Source organism: Sphingobium fuliginis (genome assembly GCF_004152845.1).
In the GTDB taxonomy this organism is placed as follows: Bacteria; Pseudomonadota; Alphaproteobacteria; order Sphingomonadales; family Sphingomonadaceae; genus Sphingobium; species Sphingobium fuliginis.
Genome location: NZ_SEON01000006.1, coordinates 199,149 through 222,586, shown reverse-complemented (window position 1 = coordinate 222,586; position 23,438 = coordinate 199,149). Strand labels below are relative to the sequence as shown.

Sequence of the window (23,438 nt, the reverse complement as noted above, 5' to 3'; positions counted from 1 at the left end):
GGCGTGCGCGAAAGAGCCCGGATTTCCGGGAAAGTCGAACTGGCATGGGCCTTGCTAAACAGAAAGGACAAGGCAACAGCCGGGAGAGGAAGATGGCGGAACGACCGCAATCCGACATATTGGACGCGAAGTTCGTGCGCGTCCGCAACCGCCGCGAAAACGGCCTGATCGAATTCGACTTCGCCATCGGCGCCCCGGAAATCTTCGTGGAACTGCTGATGCCGACCGCGGCGTTCGAGGAATTCTGCGCCGTCAACCGCGTGACCGACGTGACCGGCCAGCCGCTGGAGCAGGACGATTTCGACGCCCGGCTGGCGCGGGTGCTCGCCGGCGAAGCCCGATAAGCAAGAGAGGAGAGACCGACCCCATGCAGATGGACCTGCGCACCGTCACCATCGCGCCGCAGCGGCAGACCTATGGCCATGTCGCGCGCCATATCGGCGGCGACAAGCCGGCGTCCCGCTATCAGGAGGGCACGATCGGCCTCCAGACCACGGGCAACCAGCATTATCGTCCGCTCTGGGACCCGGCCCACGATTATTTCGACGAAAGCCGCACGAAGCTGAAGATGGCGGACTGGTACGCCTTCCGCGATCCGCGCCAATATTATTACGGCAGCTACGTCCTGGCCCGCGCCAGGCAGCAGGAAGCGGCGGAGGCCGCCTTCGACTTCGTGGAGACGCGGGGGCTGGCCGACGCTTTGCCCGACGACATCCGCGCTCTCGCGCTCGACCTGATCCTGCCGCTGCGCCATGTCGCCTGGGGCGCGTCGATGAACAATGATTTCATCGCCGCCTATGGCTATGGAACCGGCATCACCCAGCCGGCGCTCTATTATGCGATGGACCAGCTGGGCATCGCGCAGTTCGACACGCGCCTTGGCCTGCTGCTCGCCGAACCCGAAGCGCTGGACGCGGCCAAGGAGGCGTGGCTGCACGACGTGCGCTGGCAATCGCTGCGCCGCCTGGTCGAGGACCTGTTCGTGGAGCAGGACTGGTTCGAACTGTTCGTAGCGCAGGATCTGGTGCTCGACGGCCTGCTCTATCCCCTGGTCTTCCAGACGATCGTCGACGGCGACCTGGCGCAGCGCGGCGGCGCGGCGGTGGCGATGGTCACGCAGTTCCAGAATGAATGGGCGGCGGAAACGCGCAAATGGGTCGACGCGCAGATCAAGGCGGCCTGTGCCGACGATGCGGGCAATGCCGCGCTGATCGGCCAGTGGATCGCCAAATGGACGCCGCGCGCCGCCGCGGCGCTCTGTCCGCTGGCCGAAATGGGGCTGGGGGACCGGTCCGCCGCCGTCATGGACGAACTGTGCGCCGCGCTCGACGCCCGCGCCGCCAGGGCGGGGGTCCGCGCATGAGCAGCACCGTCTTCCTCGCGCTTCAGGCCAATGACGACACCCGCCATGTCATCGACGCGATCATGGCGGACAATCCCGCCGCCAGCCTGGACCCGCAGCCGGCGATGGTGCGCATCACCGCGCCGGGCACGCTGGTCGTGCGCCGCGAAACGATCGAAGAGCTGGTCGGCCGCGATTTCGACCTTCAGGAACTGCACGTCAACATGATCTCCCTGTCGGGCCGCGTGGACGAGACCGACGACATCTTCACTCTGAGCTGGGACCGCTGAGCCATGGACATGCCCGTCACGAAGAAGAAGAAACTCGGCCTCAAGGAACGCTATGCGCTGATGACGCGGGGCCTGGGCTGGGAACCGAGCTATCAGCCGATCGACGACATCTTCCCGATGGACCGGTTCGAGGGGATCAAAATCCACGACTGGGACGCATGGGAAGACCCGTTCCGCCTGACCATGGACGCCTATTGGAAATATCAGGCGGAAAAGGAGCGGAAGCTCTACGCCATCGTCGACGCCTTCGCTCAGAGCAACGGCCATCTCACCCTGTCCGACGCGCGCTACATCAATACGGTGAAGCTGTTCGTCAACGGCTTCGCCCCGCTGGAATATATGTCGCACCGGGGGTTCGCCCATATCGGGCGGCAATTCCGGGACGTCGGCCCGCGCGTCGCCTGCATGATGCAGTCGCTGGACGAAATGCGCCATTCGCAGACGCAGATCCACGCCATCAGCAATTATAACCGCTATTATAGCGGCATGGCGGAGTTCCGCCATCATCACGACTATCTGCCCTATCTTCAGGTGCCCAAGAGCTTCTTCGAGGATGCGGCGACTGGCGGCCCGTTCGAATTCATCGTCGCCATCGGCTTCGCCTTCGAATATGTGCTCACCAACCTCGTCTTCGTGCCCTTCATTTCGGGCGCGGCCTATAATGGCGACATGGGCGCGATGACCTTCGGCTTTTCCGCCCAGTCGGACGAGGCGCGGCACATGACCCTGGGGCTGGAGGTCATCAAGTTCGTGCTGGAGCAGGACCCGGTCAATGTCCCCATCGTCCAGAAATGGCTGAACAAATGGACCTGGCGCGGCGTGCGGCTGCTGACGCTGGTCGCGATGATGCAGGATTACATGCTGCCCAAGCGGGTGATGAGCTGGGCGGAGGCGTGGGAAATCTATTTCGAGGAGAATTGCGGCGCCCTGTTCCGCGATCTCGCCCGCTACGGCATCGTCATGCCGCCCTGCGTCGAGCAGATCAGGCTGGAGCGCGACCACCTGTCCCATATCGCATGGTGCCATTTCTATCAGGCGCGCGGCACCAGCGACTTCCATGTCTGGCTGCCGTCGAAGGAGGACATGGACTGGCTGTCCGCCAAATATCCGGACACGTTCGACCGCTATTACCGTCCGCGCTATGAATATTGGGCGAAGTGCGAAGCGGAAGGAAAGCCGTTCGAGGCGACGGCCGTGCCGATGCAATGCCAGGTCTGCCAGATTCCGATGATGTTCACCGAACCGGGCGATCCGCTGACACTGTGCCAGCGCCATGCCGACTACAAGGGCGAGCAATATCATTTCTGCTCCGACCATTGCCGCGACATTTTCGAGGATGAGCCGGAAAAATTCATCCAGTCGAAGATCGCAGGGCATGAGGTCTTCAAGGGCAACGCCTTCCGCCCCGGCACGGACCCGACGGCCGAGGGATTCAATCCCGCCGCCGAGGCGCTGGCTTTCTTCCGCATCGAACATGGCCGCGACAACGGCCTGCACAACGGGTCCACGGATGAAAGGAACTTCGCCCTGTGGCGCGGCCTTGCAAAGGCCAACGACTGACAGCCGGCCACACCGCCCTCACGGAAGGGATCATATTCCAGGAGAGACATCATGGCCGTCAAAGCCATCGACACCTATGAATTCGAACCGGCCGACAAGGCTGAAAATTTCCACGGCGCCTGCGTCATCTATGCCGGCTGGGACGGGCATCTGCTCTTTTCCAGCCCCTATGCCTGGCCGTTGCCGCCGGACCTGCCCTTCGCGCACTTCATCGCCGGACCCATGGCGGAGATTTTCGGCCAGCATCCCGACTGGGCGGGGATCGACTGGAACAGCGCCGTCTGGACCCGTAACGGCGAAGCCTTCGCCCCCGACATGCAGGCCAGCATCGCGGCCAATGGCCTCAGCCACAAGGATGCGTTGCGCTTCCGCACGCCTGGCCGCGACGGCCTGAACGGAGCCGGCATCTGATGAGCTACACGCTGACCATCGAAACCACCGGCGACGAGGTGGAAGTGGCGGAGGGGCAGACCATCCTCGACGCCTGCCTGCGCGCGGGCATCTGGTTGCCGCATGCCTGTTGTCATGGCCTGTGCGCCACCTGCAAGATCCAGGTGACGGACGGCGAAATCGACCATGGGGAGGCGTCCAGCTTCGCGCTCATGGATTTCGAGCGCGACGAGGGCAAGGCGCTGGCCTGCTGCGCCCGCCTTGAAAGCGATGTCAGCATAGAGGCGGATATAGAGGAAGACCCCGACGCATTGGGAATCCCGGTCGAGGATTTCGAGGGCGTCGTCACCCGCATTGATCCGCTGACCCCGACCATCAGGGGCATCCATGTCGCGCTGGATCGCCCGATCCGCTTCCAGGCGGGGCAATATGTGAACCTGACGGTGGGGGAGGAGGGGGTTCTGACCCGCGCCTTCTCCCTCGCCAGCAATCCCCATGCGCCCGGCGCCGTCGAACTCAATATCCGCATCGTGCCCGGCGGCGTCGGGACGACATGGATACATGAGCATCTGAAGGAGGGCGACCGGGTGAAGCTGTCCGGCCCCTATGGCCGCTTCTTCGTGCGCCATTCGGCGAAGGCGCCCATGCTCTTCCTGGCCGGTGGTTCGGGCCTGTCCTCGCCCCGCTCGATGATCCTCGACCTGATCGCCCGCAACGAGACGCTGCCGATCACGCTGGTCTATGGCGCGCGCAGCCGGGAGGAGCTTTATTATCATGAAGAGTTCGAGGCGCTGGCCCGGACCCATGCCAATTTCCGCTACGTCCCCGCGCTTTCGGACGAACCGGCGGACAGCGGCTGGACGGGTTTTCGCGGCTATGTCCACGAAGCCGCCAGGGCGGCTTTCGACAATGATTTCCGCGGACACAAGGCCTATCTTTGCGGTCCGCCGGTGATGATCGAGGCCTGCCTTGCCACGCTGATGCAGGGGCGCCTGTTCGAAAAGGACATCTACACCGAAAAATTCTTCTCCGCCGCAGACGCGCAGCAGGTTCGAAGTCCGCTTTTCAGGCGCATCTGACCGGATATTGCGCTAGGATCGGGCTGAAAGCGGCGAAACGGCCGGACCGGCGAGGGGAGAAGGGCAAAGATGGCGAGCAAGGCGCTCGACGACCGATCGGGCCGGATCGACCTGTGGTCGAAATTGCGGTTCGACCCCGGCACCGGCACCGTCTGGCTGGACGAACAGCGGATGCTGCTGCTGCACGCCGGGTCGCTGGGCGCGCTGCGGGCGGAAATGGTGCGCACGCTGGGCGAAGGCCGGGCCGGCGCGCTGCTGATGCGCATGGGCTATCAATCCGGCATGCAGGATGCGGAGATCGCCCGCAAGATGGTGGGCGACCGCGATTATGAGGAGGTCTTCCTGCTGGGCCCCCGGCTGCACAAGCTGGAAGGGCTGGTGCAGGTGGAGACCATCCGGTGCGAGCTGGACCTGGACGCCGGGCGTTTCCACGGCGAGTTCCGCTGGACCGAAAGCTGGGAGGCGGAAAGCCAGATAGTCCATTTCGGCATCGGCGAACACGCCACCTGCTGGAACCAGTTGGGCTATGCCTCCGGCTATGTCAGCGCCTTCATGGGCCGCCCGGTCATCTTCCGGGAGACGATGTGCAAGGCGAAGGGCGACCCGCATTGCACCATCGTGGGCGAGATCGCGTCCGACCTGCCGGCGGACGACCCCTATCTGAAGGCCATGCACCCGGAGGACATCGCCGGCCAGTTGCGCGCCATGGCGGAGGAGATCGGGGAACTGCGCGCATCCCTGCGGCGGGAAAAGCAGGCCGGATCGCTGATCGGCCAGTCGCCCGCTTTCCTGAAGTCGATGAACCTGCTGCGCCGCGCCGCCGACAGCAGCATCACCGTCCTGCTGACCGGGGAAACGGGCGTCGGCAAGGAAGTGTTCGCCCATTGGCTGCACGATAACGGGCCGCGCCGCGACAAGCCCTTCGTCGCGATCAATTGCGGCGCCATCCCCCATGACCTGATCGAAAGCGAGCTGTTCGGCGTCGAGCCCGGCGCCTATACCGGCGCCCAGCGGCAGCGGCTCGGCCGGTTCGAGCGGGCGGACGGCGGCACGCTGTTCCTGGACGAGGTGGGCGACCTGCCCCTGCCCGCGCAGGTCAAGCTGCTGCGCGTGCTCCAGACGGGGGAGGTGGAGCGGCTGGGCGGCGACAGGCTGCGCCATGTCGATGTCCGCATCGTCGCGGCGACCAATGTCGATCTGGCGTCGGCGGTGGCGGCCCGGACGTTCCGCGCCGACCTCTTCTACCGGCTCAACCCCTTTCCCGTCGCCATCCCGCCGCTGCGCGATCGGGCGGCCGACATTCCGCTGTTCGTCGAGGCGCTGGTGGAACGGCTCACCCGGCGGCACGGCAAGCCGGTGCGCGGCGTGTCCGACCAGGCGATGCGCGCGCTGATCGCCTATCGCTGGCCGGGCAATGTGCGCGAGCTGGAGAATGTGCTGGAGCGCGGCGTGCTGCTGGCCGAACCGGGCGGGCGGATCGACGTCGACACCCTGTCGATCGTGCTGGAACCGGACAGCCGCGAACAGGCGCATGTGCGCCCGGACGGCAGGCTGGCGGTCACCGGCGCGCCGCTGATACCCGACATCGACAGGGCGCCGCTGCTGCTGGCGGATTATGAGGCCGCGCTGGTGGAGGAGGCGCTGCGCCGCGCCGGGGGCAATGTCGCGGATGCGGCGCGCATGCTCGGCATGTCCCGGCGGCAGCTCGACTATCGATTGAAGCAGGCGGGCGGCTGAACGCCGCGAACGCCCTTCATTCCCCGGGGCGGTCTGCGAACTTGCCCAGCATGTCCTCGCTATAGCTATGCTCCGGATAGGGCAGCATCTGCGCCAGCCAGCCGGCATGGGCGGCCTTGAGTTCGGCGACCTTGCCGGGCATCGCCGCCTTGCGGTCGGCGCGTTCGCGCTCATCCTGCGACAGGTCGAACAGATAGTCCCGCCCGTAGGACCGCAGATATTTCCACTGGCCGCTGCGCACCGCGATCTGGTCGCCGGCGCGGTGGCGCCAGAACAGCGTGCGGTCGGTCCTGCTGTCGACGTCGCGCAGGAAGGGCATCAGGTCGATGCCGTCCAGCCCCTCCACCCGGTCGGGGTCGCCGCCCGCCGCCGACAGCAGCGTGGGCAGCGCGTCCATCGACATGGTCACCTGCGCGCTGTCGCGCCCCTGGGGCAGATGGGCGGGCCAACTGACGATCAGGGGCACGCGGATGCCGCCCTCCAGCAATTCGCCCTTCATCCCGGTCAGCGGCCAACTGTCGGAAAAGCGCTCTCCGCCATTGTCGCTGGTGAAGATCACGATCGTGTCCTCCTCCAGCCCCAGCCGCGCCAGTTCGGCCAGCACGCGGCCGACATTGGCGTCCATGCTCTCCATCATCGCGGCATAGGCGCGGACATTGCCGCCGTCCATCTGGCGCGGATCGGCGGTGGCGCTGCCCTGGGCGGCGTCGCCGGGACCCTGCCAGGGCCAATGGGGGGCAGTGAAGTGCAGGCTGATGAAGAAGGGGCGTTCCTTCCTCGCCGCCTGCTGCATCCGGTCGATCGCCTTCGCGCCCAGCAGGTCGGTCAGATAGCCGGGGCGGTCGATTTCCGTCCGGTTCTCGAACAGCTTGCCCATCTCATGGCCGTTGATGCTGGTCGCATGGGCGAAATAGTCGGTGCCGCCCGACGCTATGCCGAAGAAATAGTCATAGCCGTGATCGAGCGGGCTGGAGGCCGGCAGTTCCCCCATATGCCATTTCCCGACCAGCGAGGTCGTGTAGCCCAGATCCCGCAGCAGGCCGGGCAGGGTCCTGGTGCCGCGGGGCAGGGACAGTTCGGCGCCGTTGAAGGCGATCGGCTCCTCCAGCCCGATGCGGAACCGCCCCTGGTAACGGCCGGTCAGCAGGGCGACGCGGGTGGGTGAGCAGACGCAGCTATTGGCATAGGCGTTGCCGAACTTCACGCCCCGCGCGGCCATGGCGTCGATCGCCGGGGTCCGGATGTTGCGGCTGCCATAGCAGCCCAGGTCGGCATGGCCCATGTCGTCGGCCATGATATAGAGGATGTTGGGCCGGCGCGGGCCAGATCGCCCGCCGCGGGCGACGGCGGGGGCCGCCACCGCCGAACCCAGGGCGGCGAGCGCCGCCCGGCGCGTCATCGCGCCGGTCATCGATGTCTTCATGTCGTCAAACCTCCTGTCCGGTCACCAGCGCGTCGACAGCGTCACGCCGTAGAGGACCGTTCCTTCGTTGGGCACGCAGGTGTTGGTGTTGCTGAGGCCGTCGAACGGCTCCTTGCGCAGACAGGTCTTTTCCGAGGTCAGATTGTCCGCGTAGAAGGAAATCTGGTGCCGCCGGTCCCGCCCGAAATCGAAGCCCATGGAGGCGTCGACGAAGAAGCTGGGATCGATATAGCCGCTGCGCGCCTTGGTCAGTTCATTATATTGCGCGCCGACATAGCGGCCGCTGAGCCGCCCGGTCAGGCGATTGTCGCCCAGCTCGACGGTCTGGCTTGCGGTCCCGTTGAACGACCAGCGCGGCGATTGCTGGAGCGGCGCGCCCTTGAGCGCGGTCTGCGGGGTGAGCGCGCCGACGTCGATCACCTCGGTGTCGAGGAAGGCGCCCGCCAGGTCCAGTTCGAAGCCGCCGCCGGGCGCGATCTTCGCCTCTGCCTCCACGCCGGTCAGCCGCGCCTTGGGCAGGTTGATGAAGGCCGGGCCCAGCACCGGCACCTGGCCGAAGGTCTGCAGGTCCTTCCAGTCGTAGCGGAACGCCGCGACGTTGATCTGCACCCGGCGATCGAACAGGCGCGACTTGAGCCCGAGTTCATAGGCGTTGAGCGTTTCCGGGCGGACCGGGGTGTTGCCGGTGCCGTTGAACACGCCCTGGGCGCGGATGTCGAAGGAACCCGACTTGAAGCCGCGCGAATAGCTGAGATAGGCCATGACGTCGGTCGCCAGTTCATAATTGGCGGAGATTTTGCCCGCCAGCTTGCTGACATCCTGCTTCAAGGGCGTGAGCGGGCCGTGGCAGCCGACCACGCCGGCCGCGCAGGGCAGGGTGAAATTGGCGGCGAGGCCGGTCAAGAAGCCGTGCGAGAAGAAGAAGTCGGCGGGCAGGCGGGCCGCGCCGGGCAGCCCGGTCACGCTGTCGAGGGCGGTGATCACGTCGCGCAGGCCCTGCCGCCTGTCATTGGTCCAGCGCAGGCCCGCGCTGATGTCCAGCCGGTCGGTCAGCGCATAGTCGAGTTGCCCGTAGAAGGAGGCGATCTCCGCCTTCTGGTCGATGGCGACCATCGGCACCACCGCCAGCGTCGGCGGTCCGGCGAAATTGTTGCGCACGATGGTGGCCAGGCTGTCCTTTTCATAGGACCAATAGGCCCCGGCGATCCATTTCAACGGCCCGTCCGTGCCGGAGGTCAGCCGGACCTCCTGCGAATAGACGTCGTAGAGCGCGTCCTGGAACACCTGGAACTGGGCGTAGGGCAGGCCGCCGCCTTCCTCCGCATAGAGAACCTTGGTGCGGTCGAAGGCGGAGATGGCGGTCAGGGAGAAGCCGCCGAAATCATGGCGCAGGCGCAGCGATCCGCCCTCGAAATCGACATCGGCCAGGTTGCTGCCCGCGTCATAGGCGTCGCGCCAGCGCGACAGGGAGGGATTGAAGGTCAGGCCGCCCTTGCCGGTCGACACGCAATTATTGACGCGTTCGAACTGTTCGACGCCCAGATCGTTGGCGGGGCATGGGGTGACGCCGTCGGGCAGGAAGCGGCCGACCGCCTTGCGCGGCGGGCGCGATCCGCGATTATAGCCGACATGGCCCGACAGCAGCAATTCCGTGTCGTCATCGGGTTGCCAGCCGATGCCGAAGCGGCCGGAATAGCGCTTCGTCGATCCGATCTTCTCGCCGGTCGCGACATCCCGGAACACGCCGTCGCGGGTCTGCACCTGCCCCGCCACGCGGATGGCGAGCGTATCGGTCAGCGGCACGCCGATCGCGCCTTCCACATCGATCCGGTTGAAGCGCCCGGCATTGATGCGGGCATAGCCGTTGAAGCCCTCGCCCGCGTCGGGCCGGCGCGACACATAGTTGATCGCGCCGCCGGTGGTGTTGCGGCCGAACAGGGTGTTCTGCGGCCCGCGCAATATCTCCACCCGTTCCAGGTCGAACAGGCCGAAGGTGCTGGAGAAAGGCGTCACCAGCGACACCTCGTCCAGATACTGGCCCACCGCCTGTTGCGCCGTAAGGTGGAAATTCTGGGTGCCGACGCCGCGGATGGAAATGCCGGCATTGACGGCAGAGCTCTGCTTGAAGCTCAGGTTCGGGAATTGCCGGACCAGATCGGTCGGATCGGCGATCCGCCGTTCGGCCAGGGCCTCTCCGCCCAGCGCGTTGATCGCGATCGGGATGTCCTGGACATTTTCCGCGCGCTTCTGCGCGGTGACGACAATGTCCTGGATGCCGGCCGATCCGGCATCGTCCTGCGCGGCCGCCATCGCCGGCAGGCAGAGCCCGGCGAGCAGCGCCAGCCTCGGCATGCGGCGCGCCAGATGTCGTTTCCCGTTCATATCTCCCCCTCCATGATCTGGCCGATCATCCGTCGGCCCCGCTTGTTCCGGGCACTGTCGCCATAAGGAGGCGGCAGGACAATGGGGCTCGACCTTGCCCGGTGACAAGGTGCAGCCTATACCCTGGTGCAGCGCCCGCAGAGGCGCGGCAGCAGCAGGGGGAGAGATCGGCCATGTTCCGTTTCACGCCGCGCCAGTTGGAAATCTTCCTGGCGGTCGGCCGGGCGCAGTCTTTCCGTCAGGCGTCGGAAAATCTGCGCATATCGCAGGCCGCCGTCAGCGAGCAGATGCGCGCCTTGGAACAGCAGATCGGCGCCACCCTGTTCCACCGCAGGGCGGGACGCAGCATGCGCCTGACAGCCGAAGGCGAACGCTTCCAGGAAGGCGTCAAGACCTTCGTCCAGAAGGGGCATGAGCTGGGGCGGCTGTTCCGCGGGGCGACGCCGCAGAAGCTGCGCATCTTCATCGGCACCTTCCTGCTTAACGAATATGTGCGGCCCGCGCTGCCGCGTTTCCTGATGGAGAATGCCGACATTGCCCTGGATTTCGTCCACAATGCGTCTGGGGCGGACGTCGACGACCAGGTGGCGCGGGGCATTCTGGACTGCGCGATATTTTCCCGCGAGCAATCCGATCCGCAAGGCGGGTTCGAACCGATCTTCGCAGAGCCGGCCTTCGTCTTCGCCACGCGGGAGCTGCGCGACCAGGCGAAGCTAAGGGGCTTGCAGTCGCTCCCCTTCATCAGTTGGAACATTCCGCCGCTGCGAACCTGCGACCAACTGCGCATGCTCGCATCGGCCGGAGTCATGCAACCGGTTTTGCACAGCGAGGTGCAGCATCACGAGGTTGCCGTGGAACTGGCCACGCAGGGCGCGGGGGCCGTCATCATGCTGCATTCCACTGTGCAGAGGCTGGATCGCCAACACCGCCTGGTGCCGATCGTCAAGGTCGGCACCTGGGAGAGGCGGCTGTTCCTCTCCCAATCTCTCGATCAGGGCACGCGCGACCGCCTGGCTTTGTTCTTTCGCGAAGTCGTCGGCAACGGGGAAGCGCGCCGTGGGTGATTTCGATCCATCAGCTCTTCGATCTAAAGGCTCCAGTCACTTGCGACAGGATGGCGTTCTTCAGCTACACGACGTTCATGCCGGCAGATCGGACGCACCACTATCTTTTGCGATACCTGTCCTTTTGGGCGATCATTGGCGGTCCCATGGGTGCCTCTGATCCTAACAACGACCGTCTCCAATCTTCACCGCAGAATTGCGGTCGGCAGCCCAAATCGCAAGCGTCAATATGCGGCGCCTGTCTCCGTTCGCGCAGGCCGCCGGTCGATCTCGGGCATGGCATAGCCCAGGGTCGGTGCAACGCGCCGGACCAGCGGTTCCCATTCCTGGCGCGCCGCGACATATGCCTCGATGCCGTCCGCCTTCACCGCGATCCCGGCGTTTCTGAGCGTCCGGGTCGCATGCAGATAGCTTTGGCGGAGGCGCTGGGCCTCGGCGGCGGCATCGCTGCGGACGTCGGCGGTCGGGAAGTTCGAATCCAGCGTCTCCAGCAGCAGCCGGGCGCCGCGTCGCATCGAGGCGGCCGGGGCGAAGGCCGCCGCAGCGCCATGGCGCCGCGAATCCAGCGCGGTTTCGATCAGGGTAGCCGCGTCGAGCAGGACGAAGGTCAACCGCGACACGGCGTAGAGCGGCTCCTCGAAGCGGAAGTAGAACAGCAGCGGATAGAAATGGTGCGCCTCCTTGGTCGCGGCGAGCGATCGGGCGAGATTGCCCAGCTCGCTGGCCGCGTTGCTCGCCTCGCCTTCCGGCATGAGCCGCGCCAGCATCACCGCCGCATCGCCGGTTCCGTCAGTCATCAGGTCAACCGCGAGCGCCAGGACATTGCGTTCGCGCAGGCCGGAATAGACCTGGACGAGATAGCTCAGCACCAGTGACAGCACCGACGCGCCGATCAGCGAATTTATGAGGAAGAGCAGGCGCGTGCCGGTCGTGTGCGGCGAATAATCGCCGCCCCCGACGATCGACAGACTGTTCCCCGCGACCAGAAGCGCTGTCACGAAGTCGGTCGGGGACTCGCCGCTGGACGGCCGGATCGCGGTGCCGAGTTCCGGCCGGATCACGAGCGCAGCGCCCAGCGAAAGGCCGATCGCCCAAAAGCCTATCAGCGAAACGACGATGAGCGGGCCGGCGAATGAGAGCATCGTGCCGCGACGCCTGCCCGACAGCCCGGCGATGGCGTGGAGCAGCGCCCACATCCCACGGTTCCAGTGGGGCGCGAGCAGCCCGGTGCCCGCCCGCGCATAGAGCACGGTCAGGAAGATGTCGGCGAGGAACAGCAGGATCAACGCCGCGCCGAATATCTGTTCGATGATCATGTCCTACCCTCAACAGGCAATCGGGCGGCCGGGGATCTGCGCCCGGTCGGCAGTCCGGTTCCCACCGGCGCGCTCTTTCGGCTCCTCGACCCTTATATGGCGGCGGCATCCCCGTGGACCGGTGGCGCGGACTTCCGCAGGGCCTGGGCGACCGCTTCGCCGACGCCGCGCGCGCTCGCCGGGTTCTGGCCGGTGATCAGCCGCCCGTCCTCCACGACATGCTTGCCGAACGGCAAGACAGCCTTGGTGTAGCGCGCGCCGCGCGCCTTCAATTCTTCCTCCAGGTTGAACGGCACGATGTCTTCGCGATTGTCGGCCTGTTCCTCGGCCCAGGAGAAGGCGGTCAGGTCCCTGTCCTGCACAAGCCAACGGCCGTCGCCCAGCCTTGCCTCCATGAACCCCACCGGGCCATGGCAGACGGCGGATACGATCTTCCCGCTGTCGTGGAATTCGGCAAGGAGGCGGCCAAGCTCGGGCGAGCGGAAGTCCCACATCGTGCCATGGCCGCCCGCCAGATAGATGGCGTCATAGTCCGCGACGCTGACCTCGCCAAGCGGCAGGCTGTGGTTGAGGCGGTCCATGAACTGCCTGTCACGATAATGGCGGGTGACGCCGCCGCCAAGGCGGCTGTTGTGCCCCATTTCGGGCATCATCAGCCCCTGGGGATCGAGCGGGACCCAGCCGCCCGACGGGCTCGCAATCTCGCTTTGGAAGCCGTGCTCCTCGACCGCATCCCAGAAATGGGTAAGCTCCCCAAGCCAGAGGCCGGTCCTGAACCCCACTCGATCATATTGGTCGACATTGGTCACGACGATAAGGATTTTGCCGGTTCGATCCATGATCATCCCTCATTCGTTCAAAGTGCGGCCGGGCTCCGCTGTCGCCGGCGAACGCCTTCGCCGGGTCAGGGATTGGCGACGCTAGGCGACCAGGTGAGGAACAGCGTCCGCCGTCTGGCCCTCCGCCCGATAATCCGGCGGAATGTCGAAGTCCCCGCGGGCAAGCCCGCGTGAGGCCTGCGGTCCCCGCGGAAGGCCCGACCGATCGGAATAGTCCCGCTCCCCGGAATGTGGGTCGCGGCGGTGCACAGCCTTGACGCCCGTATAGGCGAGGATGTCGAGCAGGGTGATTCCCGCCACCAGGGCGATGGCGATCGCGGCATTGCCGCGCTTGGGATTGTCGCGGTGCAAGCCGGTTGCCAGGGTGGCCAGGTCGAGCGCGTCGCCGCCGATCCGGGCTGCAAGCCCCAGCGGCTTGTCCACCGACAGGGTCGGGATCGCGCTGGCCAATTCGCGCACGCCATAGGCGCGGATCAGGCCTGCCTTGTCGTCAAGGCCCAGCGCGCGGGCGATGCGCCCGGGCGCCACCAGTTCGGTGATGCCCAGGCCGATGGAGAACCAGCCGAGCGCGCGCGCCAGCCGGTCGGCACTGCTCATCGAACTTGGACCCTTCTGCTCGACGCGGGGGTCCCCGTCGGAGCGCGCGATACCGGTGAGATTGGTGAGAGGCATGGGTGCTTCCTTCAGGGTTGGAGCATGACCTTGATGCAGCCATCCGCCTTGTCGCGGAACGTGGCGTACATCTCGGGACCTTGGGACAGGTCGACCTTGTGGGTGATGACGAACGAGGGGTCGATCTGGCCATCCTCGATCCTGCGGAGGAGATCGCCCGTCCAGCGCGGGACGTGCGCCTGCGCCATGCGGAAGGTCAGGCCCTTGTTCATGGCTTGCCCCATCGGAATCTTGTCGACCAAGCCAAGATAGACCCCGATGATCGAGATGACGCCGGCAGGCCGGCAGACATAGATCATCTCGCGCAGCACATGCGGCCGGTCGTTCTCCACCATCAGCATCTGCTTGGCGCGGTCGATCAGCGTGTCCGGCTGGCCCAGATTGACATGGCTCTCGGTGCCGACGGCGTCGATGCACTTGTGCGGCCCCTCTCCGCCGGTAAGCTCGTTCAGCCGCTCGACGACGCTTTCCTCCTCGAAGTTGATGGTGATGGCGCCCGCCGCCGCGGCCATGGACAGGCGTTCGGGAAGGTGGTCGATGCCGATCACCTGCTCGGCGCCCAGCAGGATGGCCGACCGGATCGTCATCTGGCCGACCGGGCCGCAGCCCCAGACCGCCACCGTATCGCCCGGCTGGATGTCGGCCTGAACGGCGGCCTGCCATCCCGTCGGCAGGATGTCGGAGAGGAAGAGGAGCTTCTCGTCCTCGATCCCGTCGGGCACCTTGATGTGCGTGGTGTCCGCGAACGGCACGCGCAGATATTCGGCCTGACCGCCCGGATAGCCCCCGGTCAGGTGGGTGTATCCGAACAGCCCCGCCGTCCTGTGGCCGAAGGCCTTGTCGCCCAGTCCGCCCTTCCGGTTCGTCCGCTGACAGACCGAGAAGTTGCCGCGCCGGCACTGGTCGCATTCTCCGCACTGGATCGTGAAGGGTATGACGACGCGGTCGCCTTTCTTGAGCGAATCCTTGGCCGCGCTGCCCACTTCGACGACTTCGCCCATCGTCTCATGGCCCATGATGTCGCCGGGCAGCATGGCAGGGATCAGATTGTGGAAAAGGTGAAGGTCGGAACCGCAAATCGCGCAGCTTGTAACCTTGATTATGGCGTCGCGGGGGTTTTCGATCGAAGGATCGGATACGGTATCATATCGGATGTCCTCCTTGCCGTGCCAGACTAGGGCTTTCATGCCGGTCTCCTTGGTTGGATGGCGCCCATCTGGGGCTCGCCCCGCCCGCAACCCATAAGGGCGATCCCTAGGGAACCTTCCCCGGTCAGCGGCTTTTGCCGACTGGGCGGCAAGCGTTTGAGGAGAGCCGGCGCCGTGGTGCAAGAGTTACGACCAACGGCCGCCCGGGAAGGCAGCGAAGCGCTCTGTTCCGACGACGACGGGCCGGCGCGCGACACCAGCGAATGGCGGCGGTTCGCGGACGCCCTTCGCAGTAGCGAAGCCCGTCTGAGGGCGGCGACCGAACTGGTGGGCATCGGCATCTACTCGTGGAACCCGGACACCGGATCGCTGGAGTGGGACGAGCGGCTAAGGGCGATGTGGGGCCTGCCTGCCGATACGCCGGTCGACATGACGCTGTTCGAAGCCGGCATTCATCCCGACGATCGCCAGCCGGTCCGCGATGCGATCGCGCGCTGCGTCGATCCCCGTGGCGACGGCAGCTATAATGTCGAATATCGCGTGATCGGGAAAGAAGACGGCATCACGCGCCGCATCGCCACCTCCGGCCGCACAAGCTTCACCGACGGGCGCGCGGTCGGGTTCATCGGCGCCGCGATCGACGTGACGGCGCAGCGGCGGGCGGAGGCCGCGATCCGCGCGAGCGAGGCGCAATTCCGCAGCTTCGCCGCGCATAGCAGCAACCTGATCTGGATCGGCGACCCGGTCGCCGGCGCGATCATCTACCGGAGCGCCGCCTATGAGCGGATCTGGGGCGTGCCCTGCCAGGAGGCGGCGAGCGACTTCGCCGAATGGATGAAGGACGTGCACCCCGAGGATCGCCCGCAGGTTGGCCACGCCCTCGCCGCCGTGAAGGCCGGAGACGTCGTGCAGTTCGAATACCGGATCGTGCGGCCCCGCGATGGCGCCATGCGCTGGCTTCGGGACACCAGCTTTCCGATTTTCGACGACGCGGGCGCTGTGACCCGGATCGGCGGGATCACCGAAGACCTGACCCAGGACGATGTCCGCCATGTCTATGTGGTGAGCGGCAAGGCGGCCGAGGCGCGCAAGCTGAGCGCGCTGGTTCGGGCGCTGGGTTATCGCGGACGGACGTTCGACAGCGGTTCCGCCTTTCTCGACATGGCGCCCGTCCTCTCGCCGGGCTGCGTGCTCCTGGACCTGCGCAAGGGGCGGGACGAGGGGCTGTCCGTGCCACGCGAGCTCAGGGCGCGGGCGATCACGATACCCACCATCGCGCTGGACATGGCGGGTGCCGATGTGACGTGCGCGGTTTCCGCGATGAAGGCGGGAGCCGTCGACTACATCCTTGCCGGAGACGAGGCGTCGATGCGCGCCAGCCTTGCCGGCGCCATTGCGGAGTGCCAGGCTTCGGCGCGGGCGCCAACGCGGGACGAAAACGCCAGCGCCCGCATCGCGCGACTGACACCCCGCGAACGCGAGGTGCTGGTCGGCCTGGTCGACGGCGGGACCAACAAGATCATCGGCCAGAAGCTCGGCATCAGCCCCCGGACGGTCGAACTGCACCGCGCCCAGGTGATGAATCGGCTGAACGCGAACAGCCTGACCGAACTGCTTCAGCTCGCCCTGGCCGCCGGGATCACGCCGGCGAGCGGCGAGGGCGGTGAACAGCGGGGCGTCACCTAGGCTCAGGACCCGCCAGTAATGGGTCCTGAGCCTGGGCCCGTCTGCGATGGCCAGTTTCGATCTCCATGCCGGCACAGGCCCACCCGACCGGGAAATTCTCACGAAAACCGGCCCGTTCGCCGGCTCGGGCCCCCTCGAATGCAACCGATCTATGATCATTCTTCGTGATTGGCCGGGCAAGTCTCATTGGTGGCGGTCGCCGGTCGCCGCCAAAATGGGGGAGGTGCACGGCGAAGGAGATCATCATGGCCACGACAGTCAACGAAACGCTCAAGGCTCGCTATGTCGCTTTGCAGGCGGAGCGGGAGAGGAGCTGGCCCCCGGCCCAGCTTGAGGGCAATGCCCGGCAACGCAAGCAGTTGCTGGACCGTTTCGATCCCGCCGCCGTGGCCCAGCCGGGCACCGTGCTGCCGCCTCTGTCCTTCGTGGAGGTGGGGGGCGATACCCTCGGCCTGGACGAACTCACGGCAGGCGGCGCCGCGCTGTTCCTCTTCTTCCGCTATGCCGGTTGTCCGGCCTGCAACATCGCCTTGCCCTATTATGCCGATGCGCTGTTCCCCGGCCTTCGCCAGCGCGGCATTCCGCTCGTGGCGTTGAGCCCGCAACCGCCGTTGCTGCTGCGGGAGGTCAAGACGCGGCACGATCTGCCCTTTCTCGTCGCAACCGACGCGGATAACGCGCTGGCGCGGCTGCTGAACATCAGTTTCCAGCCCGATCATCGTCCCTCGCCGCCGCCGGCCGGCTGGATCGGTGAAGTGACGGGCACGGGCAGTTGGGAACTGCCCCAGCCCGCTTTCCTGCTCGTCGGCGCGGGGCGCGTGCTGCGCTGGTTGCAGGTCAGCCCCGACTGGCTCGACCGCCCCGAAGCGGAAACCGTCCTCCACCATGTGGACCAGCATATCGGCTGACGGAACGCCTCGCCTTTCCCATGGCCAATGCGGGGAAGGCGAGGGGACGGCCCGCCTGCTCAGGCGTCATGGATCGATCGTTTCACAGCGGCAGAACCGGCTCATGCGCCGGCATCGCTCCCCGCCCTGTCCGTCACTCACGCCCTGTCGGACGCCTGGCGTTCGGAATAGCGGCGCGCCGCGATCTCGGCGCCTTCGCGCAGCAGCGGGCCCAGCTGCCAGAAGTCATGCAAATGGCCCGTGCTGCCCGGCTCCGGCTCCCGGTCCCAGCCATGGTCGTGGCGCAGCCGCCCCAGATGCCCGGACGCCAGGATCGCCTCTGGCGAGATCGCTTCGGGCTGCCTCTGGTCCGGACCGACATAGATCGCGTCGGCTTCGCAATGAAGCTCGCACAGGAAACAGGTCTGGCATTGGTCCAGCCGCGCGATCCGGGGCGCGCCATCAGGCCCGGCATCCAGCACATGGGTGGGGCAGGCCGAAACGCATGCCTGGCAGGCGGTGCACCGGTCTTCGAAGATATGGGCGATCATGCGGCGGCTTCCTGCAAGGCGGGGGTTTCGAAACGGGTCCAGACCTTGTCGGTGCCGCCGGTCAGCAGGCGGCTGGCAAGCGCGGCGTCCGTCGCGGGGCGGTCCGCACGCATATGCATGCCCCGGCTCTCGTCGCGTCTATGGGCGGCCGCGGTCACCCAGCGCGCAGCGGCGATCATCGCGGCATGTTCGCGCAGCCCGCCCCTGTCCAGCCCCACGCCCTGGTCATGATCGGCCAGCAAGCGCCACGCGCCGTCCAGCGCGTCACGCGCCCGCGCCAGCTTGGGCGCGCTGCGCCAAAGGGCGTCGTCATAACCGATGGTGGCATGCTGAACGACCGGCAGGACCGCCTTCAGATCGACCGGGCGCGGGGAAGCGGCCGGGCGCAACCCCGCCTGGCCGACGGCCCGCGCCGCCGCGCCCAGACGCCGCCCGTCGCGCTTCGCCCGTGCCGCCGCGGCCGCACCGGCGATCCGGCCGGAGGTCAGCGCCCAGGCGGCATTTTGCGCGCCGCCGCCGCTCGTCGCCCCGGCGACCAGTTCCCGGGTCGCGCTGTCGCCGGCGGCATAGAGTCCGGACAGGCTCGTCTGGCAATGCGCGTCCACGACCTGCAACCCGCCGGTCCCCCGCACCGTGCCTTCCCCGAACAGCTTGATCTCGAACCGGTCCCGGAAAATATCCAGCCCGCGCCGCTCGAACGGCGTGGGGGAGGCGGGCTGGATGCGCCGCAATATCGGCTTCAACCCGTCCGGCGCATCGCTGAGGTCGGCGATGACCGGCCCGGCCAGCATGGCGCTCGCCAGTGCCCTCAGATGCGCGCCTTCCCCGCCTATGGGCGGCGGAATGTCCAGTTCCCGGCCGTCTTGGTCGAAGAAGCGCGCGGCGAAATAGGGCAGGGTGCGTGTCGAGTTCCACGCGGGGGAGAGGGAATAGGAAACGGAAAATTCCATGCCGGACAGCGCGGCGCCCGCCTCCGCCGCCATCAGCAGCCCGTCGCCGGTATTGCCATGGCTGCCGATCAGCCCGGAACGGAAGGCGCATCCGCCCGTCGCCATGATCACGGCGCCCGCCCGGGCCCGCCATGATTGCCCCGTCAGGCGCCCATGCCCGGCCGCGCCCGCGACCGATCCGTCGTCATGCACCAGCAGTTCCAGCGCCGGATGATGGTCGAGGATACGGACCCCCGCATCGGTCGCGTAGCGCCGCAGCGCGCGCATATATTCCGGACCGCGGACGCCGGGATAGAAGGTGCCGCCCCTGCCGTCGCCGCCAAAGGGATAATAGCGGGCGAGCGTGGGCAGGGCGATCCAGCTTTCCTCGATGATGCGCGCCATCCAGTGCCGCTCGGCCAGTCCGAAGCTGCGCGCATGGCGTTCCTCGACGGCGGCTTCGCGCTTGCCGGGTTCGGGGGCGACCCACCAGTGATTGGGGCCGCCCGTCGCCGTGACGCCGCTGGTGCCGACGAATCCCTTGTCGACTAGCAGCACGTCGGCGCCCGCCTGCGCCGCGGCGATCGCCGCCCAGCAGGCAGCCATGCCGCCGCCAATGATCAGCACGTCGGCCTGAAGGTCGATCCCTTCCTCCGTCATTCCGCGGCGATCGCGTGCTGTTCCCGCGCATGCCGGTTTTCCGGAACCGGCAGGCCCAGATGTCCGCGCAAGGTGCGGTGCGCATAATCGTCGCGGAACAATCCGCGCGCCTGCAGGATCGGCACGACCCGCTCCCGGAACAGCCTGAAATCCTTGGGCCGCGTCACTCGCAGCAGGAAACCGTCGGCGGCGCGCCCGGTGAACCAGCGCTCGATTTCGTCCGCTATGGTCTCGGGCGATCCCACGAAGTCCGTCCGCCACTGGCCGAAGCGATAGGCCGCCTGGCGCAGCGTCAGCCCTTCCTCCCGCGCCACGCGGATGATCCGTTCGGCATGGCCCTTGTAGCTGTTCAGCGTGACGCCGCTCAGGTCGGGGAAGGGCGCGTCCAGATCGTAGCGGGAAAAGTCGTGATAGTTGAACGCCCGCCCGATCTGCACCAGCAGCTTGCCGACGTCGAGCGCTTCCTGCGCGGCCGCGGCGATGGCCTGCGCCTCTTCGTCGGTCTCTGCGATGATCGGCGCCAGTCCGGGCAGCACCTTGATCAGGTCGGGATTGCGCCCCAGCGCCGCCGCCCGCGCCTTGATGTCCGCATAATAGGCCCGCCCGGTCTCGAAATCCTCCGCGCTGGTGAAGGTGCCCTCGGCAATGGCCGCGCCCAGGTTGCGGCCCTCATTGCTGTCCCCTGCCTGGAAGATCACCGGCTGTCCCTGCGGCGACCGGCTGAGCGCCAGCGGCCCGGCGACCGAAAAATGCGCGCCCTTGTGGTCCAGCCGGTGCTGCTTGGCCTTGTCCAGGAAAATGCCCGCCTCGCGGTCGCGGGGGAAGGCGTCGTCCTCATAACTGTCCCACAGGCCCTGCACCACATCGACGAATTCGCGGGCGCGGGCATAGCGCAGCTTGTGGTCGAAATGCTCCTCCCGCCCATAATTGCGGGCGGCGCCCTCCAGCCCGGTGGTGACGACATTCCATCCGGCCCGGCCCCGGCTGATCTGGTCGAGCGACCCGAATTGCCGCGCGACATTATAGGGCTCCCAGTAAGAGGTGGTGAGCGTGCCCACCAGCCCGATGCGCGACGTCGACGCCGCCACCGCCGACAGCAGGGTCAGCGGCTCCAGCCGGTTCAGGAAATGCGGCGCGGTATCGGGCGTGATGAAGGGCGAATCCACGATGAAGACCAGGTCGAACTTCGCCGCCTCCGCCGCCCGGGCATTGTCGATATACCAGTCGATGTCGATGCTGGCGTCGCCCGGCAGCTCGGGGTCGAGCCAACTGACATGATCCGCCCCGACCCCTTCCAATATCGCGCCAAGATGCAATTGCCGCTGCGCCGTGTCCGCCATGTCCAAATCCTCCGAATATGGGAAAAGTCTAGACCAGGCGGTGGGACAGTGACCAACGAGGCCTTCTCATAGGCTGTTTGAAGCTTCTGAACGGAACCGCTTATTTCGCCTTGACGGCGACCGCCTCGATCTCGACCAGAAAGCCCGGATTGGCGAGAGCGGCGACCTGCACCGTCGACCGGGCGACCTTGTTGGGCTGCGCCGCCGTGCCGAAGAACTGGGCGTAGCCTTCGGAAAATCCCTTGAAATCCTGCTTTCCGCCCAGCTTGGGATCGCCCACCAGAAAGACGGTCAGCTTGACCACGTCCTGCAGGCCATAACCCTGTGCCGCCAGCAGCGCCTCGATCTTGCGGAAGATGCCGACCGTCTGCGTCCGCGTGTCGCCATAGGCGGCGGGTGTCGTGGGGTCGGCCGCCTTGTCGGCCACGGGCGGCACCTGCCCGCTCAGATAGAGCGTCTCCGCCCCGGCGGGCACGGTCACGCCGGTCAATATGGGCGATGGGCCCTCGGCGCCATGCCGGACGACCTCCGACGCGGCGTGGGCGCTGCCGGCGCCGCCGACCAGCAGGCCCAGCGCGGCGAGGGGACGGATGAGGGGATGGGACATGATGGAAACTCCTTCTTTCAGGCGTGACGGGGGGTGACGTTTGCGGGCGACGGTACCAGAGCATCGGCGGCGCGCCGGGCGGAAAGCACCGCGCCTTCCTGCCAATGGCCCGAATATTGGGACAAATGGCTGCCCGCGAACAGGAAAGGGCCATCGGGCTGGTTGAGCAGGCGAAAATCGTCCAGGCTGTTGCCGTCCGCATGCCAGTCCAGCCAGGGCCCCAGATTATGGGGCGTCTTGCGCCAGTTGACGACGACCGGGGATTGCAGGTCCGCGCCATGGCCGGGATGGATGCGATCGACTGCGGCGCGGGCCAGCGCGATCTGCTCCGGGATCGGCCGCGCGGCAAAGCTCTTCGCCGCGTCCAATGCCATATAGGCGGCGAGCAGGACCGCCTGCGGCTGCTGGAAACGGTCGGACGGATACCAGATGACGGAGGTTTCGCCGCCGACGAAGGACAGGCCGCCATAAACCTGCTGCTCTTCCCAGAAGGGACGGCTCTGGAAGGCGACCTTGACCGTATCCTGATAATGAGCGGCGGCTATCGCCCGCTTCACGGGCGCGCTGAAATCGCCCTTGATGCCCGCCAGCACCGGCAGGGGCAGGGTGATGATGGCGCGGTCGGCCCGCACGACCTGCGCGCCGCCCTTCGCATCGCGCCAGACGATGCCGACGCCCGCGCCGGCCCGCCTGACCTCCACTATGTCCGCCCCGGTGACGACGGGCCTGCGCAGCGATGCGGCCAGCGCGCGGGGAATCCGGTCCATGCCGCCGACGGGCGCCAGCATGGTCGCCTGCATGTAGATCTCTTCCTCGAACAGCAGGCCCGCCAGATTGGGATTGGCGAGCAACTGGTCGAGCGTTCGCGGCGCCACCGCCTGCTGCACCTCGTCGAACGCGCCCGGCGGGCGCGCCAGCCCCGACCGCGCGCTGCCGCCATAATGGCCGTCCGCCGCAAGGTCGCCATAGCCGGTGAGGAAGCTTTCCAGCGCCTTGCGCGTCGGCGCATCGATCGTCTGGTCGAACGACCCGGCGCGCAGTCCCTTTTCCAGCAGGGCGGACAGATGCCCGCGCAGGTCGTTCGCCGCCTGCCGCAGCCGCAGCGGCCCGTCCGCATCCGCGATGAAGGCGCTGCGGCTGCTGTTCACCAGCACCTCCAGCGGCACATGCAGGTCCCTGCAGAGGCCCAGAACGCCGTCATGATGGCTGGGAATCCGCGCCGCGCCCGCATTCAGGTACAGCCCGTCGCCAAAGCCGACCCGCTGCGTCGTCCCGTCTGTGTCGGTGAAGCTGTCGCCGCCGCGCAGCGTCCACACCCGCCCGCCGACGCGCTCGCGCGCCTCCAGCACGGTGACGTCGACGCCGCGTTGCTCCAGTTCCCTTGCGGCGACCAGCCCGGCGATGCCCGCGCCCAGGATAACGACGCTCCCCACCCCGTCCGTCCGGGTCGCACCAACGACCGGAGCGGGAAGCGCCGCCGCGAGCGTGGCGCCGCCCAGCGACCGGAGCAGGGCGCGCCGGTCGAGCGACGCCACG

21 protein-coding genes are annotated in these 23,438 nt (G+C 66.9%); 10 read left to right on the top strand and 11 right to left on the bottom strand.

Annotated features, from left to right (window positions below; all coding sequences use genetic code 11):
* Positions 1-92: 92 nt before the first annotated feature.
* The 7 genes from EWH10_RS15510 (at position 93) to EWH10_RS15480 (ending at position 6,398) form a co-directional block, all read left to right on the top strand.
* Positions 93-344: a phenol hydroxylase subunit gene (locus tag EWH10_RS15510; protein WP_025548028.1), complete on the top strand. Its 252-nt coding sequence runs from the start codon at positions 93-95 to the stop codon at positions 342-344.
* Between the two features lie 23 nt (positions 345-367).
* Entirely contained in the window at positions 368-1,363 is a 996-nt protein-coding gene (locus EWH10_RS15505) for a ferritin family protein (protein WP_044661077.1), read from the top strand.
* Positions 1,360-1,632, top strand: a complete 273-nt coding sequence (locus EWH10_RS15500) for an MmoB/DmpM family protein (RefSeq protein ID WP_065847515.1) — start codon at positions 1,360-1,362, stop codon at positions 1,630-1,632. Before EWH10_RS15505 ends, EWH10_RS15500 begins: the two co-directional genes overlap by 4 nt.
* A gap of 3 nt (positions 1,633-1,635) precedes the next feature.
* The gene (locus EWH10_RS15495; protein WP_065847518.1) at positions 1,636-3,192 is read left to right on the top strand and encodes a YHS domain-containing protein; all 1,557 of its coding nucleotides are present in this window, start codon (positions 1,636-1,638) and stop codon (positions 3,190-3,192) included.
* 51 nt (positions 3,193-3,243) lie between these two features.
* Positions 3,244-3,603, top strand: a complete 360-nt coding sequence (locus EWH10_RS15490; protein WP_025548022.1) for a phenol hydroxylase subunit P4 — start codon at positions 3,244-3,246, stop codon at positions 3,601-3,603.
* Positions 3,603-4,661, top strand: a complete 1,059-nt coding sequence (locus tag EWH10_RS15485) for an NADH:ubiquinone reductase (Na(+)-transporting) subunit F (protein WP_025548020.1) — start codon at positions 3,603-3,605, stop codon at positions 4,659-4,661. Before EWH10_RS15490 ends, EWH10_RS15485 begins: the two co-directional genes overlap by 1 nt.
* A 69-nt stretch (positions 4,662-4,730) precedes the next feature.
* Entirely contained in the window at positions 4,731-6,398 is a 1,668-nt protein-coding gene (locus EWH10_RS15480; protein WP_065847520.1) for a sigma-54-dependent Fis family transcriptional regulator, read from the top strand.
* 16 nt (positions 6,399-6,414) lie between these two features.
* Here the strand turns inward: EWH10_RS15480 and EWH10_RS15475 are convergent, their stop codons facing one another.
* Entirely contained in the window at positions 6,415-7,821 is a 1,407-nt protein-coding gene (locus tag EWH10_RS15475) for a sulfatase family protein (RefSeq protein WP_065847522.1), read from the bottom strand.
* Between the two features lie 21 nt (positions 7,822-7,842).
* Positions 7,843-10,203, bottom strand: a complete 2,361-nt coding sequence (locus tag EWH10_RS15470) for a TonB-dependent receptor (RefSeq protein ID WP_065847524.1) — start codon at positions 10,201-10,203, stop codon at positions 7,843-7,845.
* 173 nt (positions 10,204-10,376) lie between these two features.
* Here EWH10_RS15470 and EWH10_RS15465 point away from each other — a divergent pair, with 173 nt between their 5' ends.
* Positions 10,377-11,267 carry a LysR family transcriptional regulator gene (locus EWH10_RS15465; protein WP_037481824.1) on the top strand — a complete coding sequence of 297 codons (891 nt, stop codon included), beginning with the start codon at positions 10,377-10,379 and terminating at the stop codon, positions 11,265-11,267.
* A 224-nt stretch (positions 11,268-11,491) separates the two neighbouring features.
* Here EWH10_RS15465 and EWH10_RS15460 read toward each other — a convergent pair whose 3' ends face one another.
* The 4 genes from EWH10_RS15460 to EWH10_RS15445 form a co-directional block, all read right to left on the bottom strand.
* Positions 11,492-12,583 (bottom strand): potassium channel family protein, encoded by a 1,092-nt coding sequence (locus tag EWH10_RS15460; RefSeq protein WP_065847525.1) that lies wholly within the window; start codon positions 12,581-12,583, stop codon positions 11,492-11,494.
* Positions 12,584-12,675: 92 nt separating this feature from the next.
* Positions 12,676-13,422 (bottom strand): type 1 glutamine amidotransferase domain-containing protein, encoded by a 747-nt coding sequence (locus EWH10_RS15455; RefSeq protein ID WP_065847535.1) that lies wholly within the window; start codon positions 13,420-13,422, stop codon positions 12,676-12,678.
* Positions 13,423-13,503: 81 nt separating this feature from the next.
* Positions 13,504-14,094: a hypothetical protein gene (locus EWH10_RS15450; RefSeq protein WP_065847527.1), complete on the bottom strand. Its 591-nt coding sequence runs from the start codon at positions 14,092-14,094 to the stop codon at positions 13,504-13,506.
* 11 nt (positions 14,095-14,105) lie between these two features.
* Positions 14,106-15,281 (bottom strand): zinc-dependent alcohol dehydrogenase, encoded by a 1,176-nt coding sequence (locus tag EWH10_RS15445; protein WP_025548007.1) that lies wholly within the window; start codon positions 15,279-15,281, stop codon positions 14,106-14,108.
* Between the two features lie 135 nt (positions 15,282-15,416).
* Between EWH10_RS15445 and EWH10_RS15440 the strand changes: the two genes are divergently transcribed.
* The gene (locus EWH10_RS15440; protein ID WP_065847529.1) at positions 15,417-16,928 is read left to right on the top strand and encodes a PAS domain-containing protein; all 1,512 of its coding nucleotides are present in this window, start codon (positions 15,417-15,419) and stop codon (positions 16,926-16,928) included.
* A 245-nt stretch (positions 16,929-17,173) separates the two neighbouring features.
* Complete coding sequence (locus EWH10_RS15435) at positions 17,174-17,836, top strand: peroxiredoxin-like family protein (RefSeq protein WP_065847531.1); 663 nt, start codon at positions 17,174-17,176, stop codon at positions 17,834-17,836.
* Between the two features lie 137 nt (positions 17,837-17,973).
* Here the strand turns inward: EWH10_RS15435 and EWH10_RS15430 are convergent, their stop codons facing one another.
* The 5 genes from EWH10_RS15430 to EWH10_RS15410 all read right to left on the bottom strand — a co-directional run bounded on the left by EWH10_RS15430 (position 17,974) and on the right by EWH10_RS15410 (position 23,437).
* The gene (locus EWH10_RS15430; RefSeq protein WP_065847533.1) at positions 17,974-18,366 is read right to left on the bottom strand and encodes a 4Fe-4S dicluster domain-containing protein; all 393 of its coding nucleotides are present in this window, start codon (positions 18,364-18,366) and stop codon (positions 17,974-17,976) included.
* Complete coding sequence (locus EWH10_RS15425) at positions 18,363-19,955, bottom strand: FAD-dependent oxidoreductase (protein ID WP_130030068.1); 1,593 nt, start codon at positions 19,953-19,955, stop codon at positions 18,363-18,365. The genes EWH10_RS15430 and EWH10_RS15425 overlap by 4 nt, the downstream gene beginning before the upstream one ends.
* The gene (locus EWH10_RS15420; RefSeq protein WP_025548000.1) at positions 19,952-21,295 is read right to left on the bottom strand and encodes an LLM class flavin-dependent oxidoreductase; all 1,344 of its coding nucleotides are present in this window, start codon (positions 21,293-21,295) and stop codon (positions 19,952-19,954) included. Before EWH10_RS15420 ends, EWH10_RS15425 begins: the two co-directional genes overlap by 4 nt.
* A gap of 100 nt (positions 21,296-21,395) precedes the next feature.
* A complete protein-coding gene (locus tag EWH10_RS15415) occupies positions 21,396-21,902 on the bottom strand; it encodes a RidA family protein (protein ID WP_025547998.1) in 507 nt (168 codons plus the stop codon).
* A 17-nt stretch (positions 21,903-21,919) separates the two neighbouring features.
* Complete coding sequence (locus EWH10_RS15410; protein WP_165363375.1) at positions 21,920-23,437, bottom strand: flavin monoamine oxidase family protein; 1,518 nt, start codon at positions 23,435-23,437, stop codon at positions 21,920-21,922.
* Position 23,438 lies beyond the last annotated feature (1 nt).

Excerpts from the sequence above, each read along its gene's own strand:
- EWH10_RS15510 (WP_025548028.1), top strand. The coding sequence starts at position 93 with ATGGCGGAACGACCGCAATCCGACATATTGGACGCGAAGTTCGTGCGC.
- EWH10_RS15505 (WP_044661077.1), top strand. The coding sequence starts at position 368 with ATGCAGATGGACCTGCGCACCGTCACCATCGCGCCGCAGCGGCAGACC.
- EWH10_RS15500 (WP_065847515.1), top strand. The coding sequence starts at position 1,360 with ATGAGCAGCACCGTCTTCCTCGCGCTTCAGGCCAATGACGACACCCGC.
- EWH10_RS15495 (WP_065847518.1), top strand. The coding sequence starts at position 1,636 with ATGGACATGCCCGTCACGAAGAAGAAGAAACTCGGCCTCAAGGAACGC.
- EWH10_RS15490 (WP_025548022.1), top strand. The coding sequence starts at position 3,244 with ATGGCCGTCAAAGCCATCGACACCTATGAATTCGAACCGGCCGACAAG.
- EWH10_RS15485 (WP_025548020.1), top strand. The coding sequence starts at position 3,603 with ATGAGCTACACGCTGACCATCGAAACCACCGGCGACGAGGTGGAAGTG.
- EWH10_RS15480 (WP_065847520.1), top strand. The coding sequence starts at position 4,731 with ATGGCGAGCAAGGCGCTCGACGACCGATCGGGCCGGATCGACCTGTGG.
- EWH10_RS15475 (WP_065847522.1), bottom strand. The coding sequence starts at position 7,821 with ATGAAGACATCGATGACCGGCGCGATGACGCGCCGGGCGGCGCTCGCC.
- EWH10_RS15470 (WP_065847524.1), bottom strand. The coding sequence starts at position 10,203 with ATGAACGGGAAACGACATCTGGCGCGCCGCATGCCGAGGCTGGCGCTG.
- EWH10_RS15465 (WP_037481824.1), top strand. The coding sequence starts at position 10,377 with ATGTTCCGTTTCACGCCGCGCCAGTTGGAAATCTTCCTGGCGGTCGGC.
- EWH10_RS15460 (WP_065847525.1), bottom strand. The coding sequence starts at position 12,583 with ATGATCATCGAACAGATATTCGGCGCGGCGTTGATCCTGCTGTTCCTC.
- EWH10_RS15455 (WP_065847535.1), bottom strand. The coding sequence starts at position 13,422 with ATGGATCGAACCGGCAAAATCCTTATCGTCGTGACCAATGTCGACCAA.
- EWH10_RS15450 (WP_065847527.1), bottom strand. The coding sequence starts at position 14,094 with ATGCCTCTCACCAATCTCACCGGTATCGCGCGCTCCGACGGGGACCCC.
- EWH10_RS15445 (WP_025548007.1), bottom strand. The coding sequence starts at position 15,281 with ATGAAAGCCCTAGTCTGGCACGGCAAGGAGGACATCCGATATGATACC.
- EWH10_RS15435 (WP_065847531.1), top strand. The coding sequence starts at position 17,174 with ATGGCCACGACAGTCAACGAAACGCTCAAGGCTCGCTATGTCGCTTTG.
- EWH10_RS15430 (WP_065847533.1), bottom strand. The coding sequence starts at position 18,366 with ATGATCGCCCATATCTTCGAAGACCGGTGCACCGCCTGCCAGGCATGC.
- EWH10_RS15425 (WP_130030068.1), bottom strand. The coding sequence starts at position 19,955 with ATGACGGAGGAAGGGATCGACCTTCAGGCCGACGTGCTGATCATTGGC.
- EWH10_RS15420 (WP_025548000.1), bottom strand. The coding sequence starts at position 21,295 with ATGGCGGACACGGCGCAGCGGCAATTGCATCTTGGCGCGATATTGGAA.
- EWH10_RS15415 (WP_025547998.1), bottom strand. The coding sequence starts at position 21,902 with ATGTCCCATCCCCTCATCCGTCCCCTCGCCGCGCTGGGCCTGCTGGTC.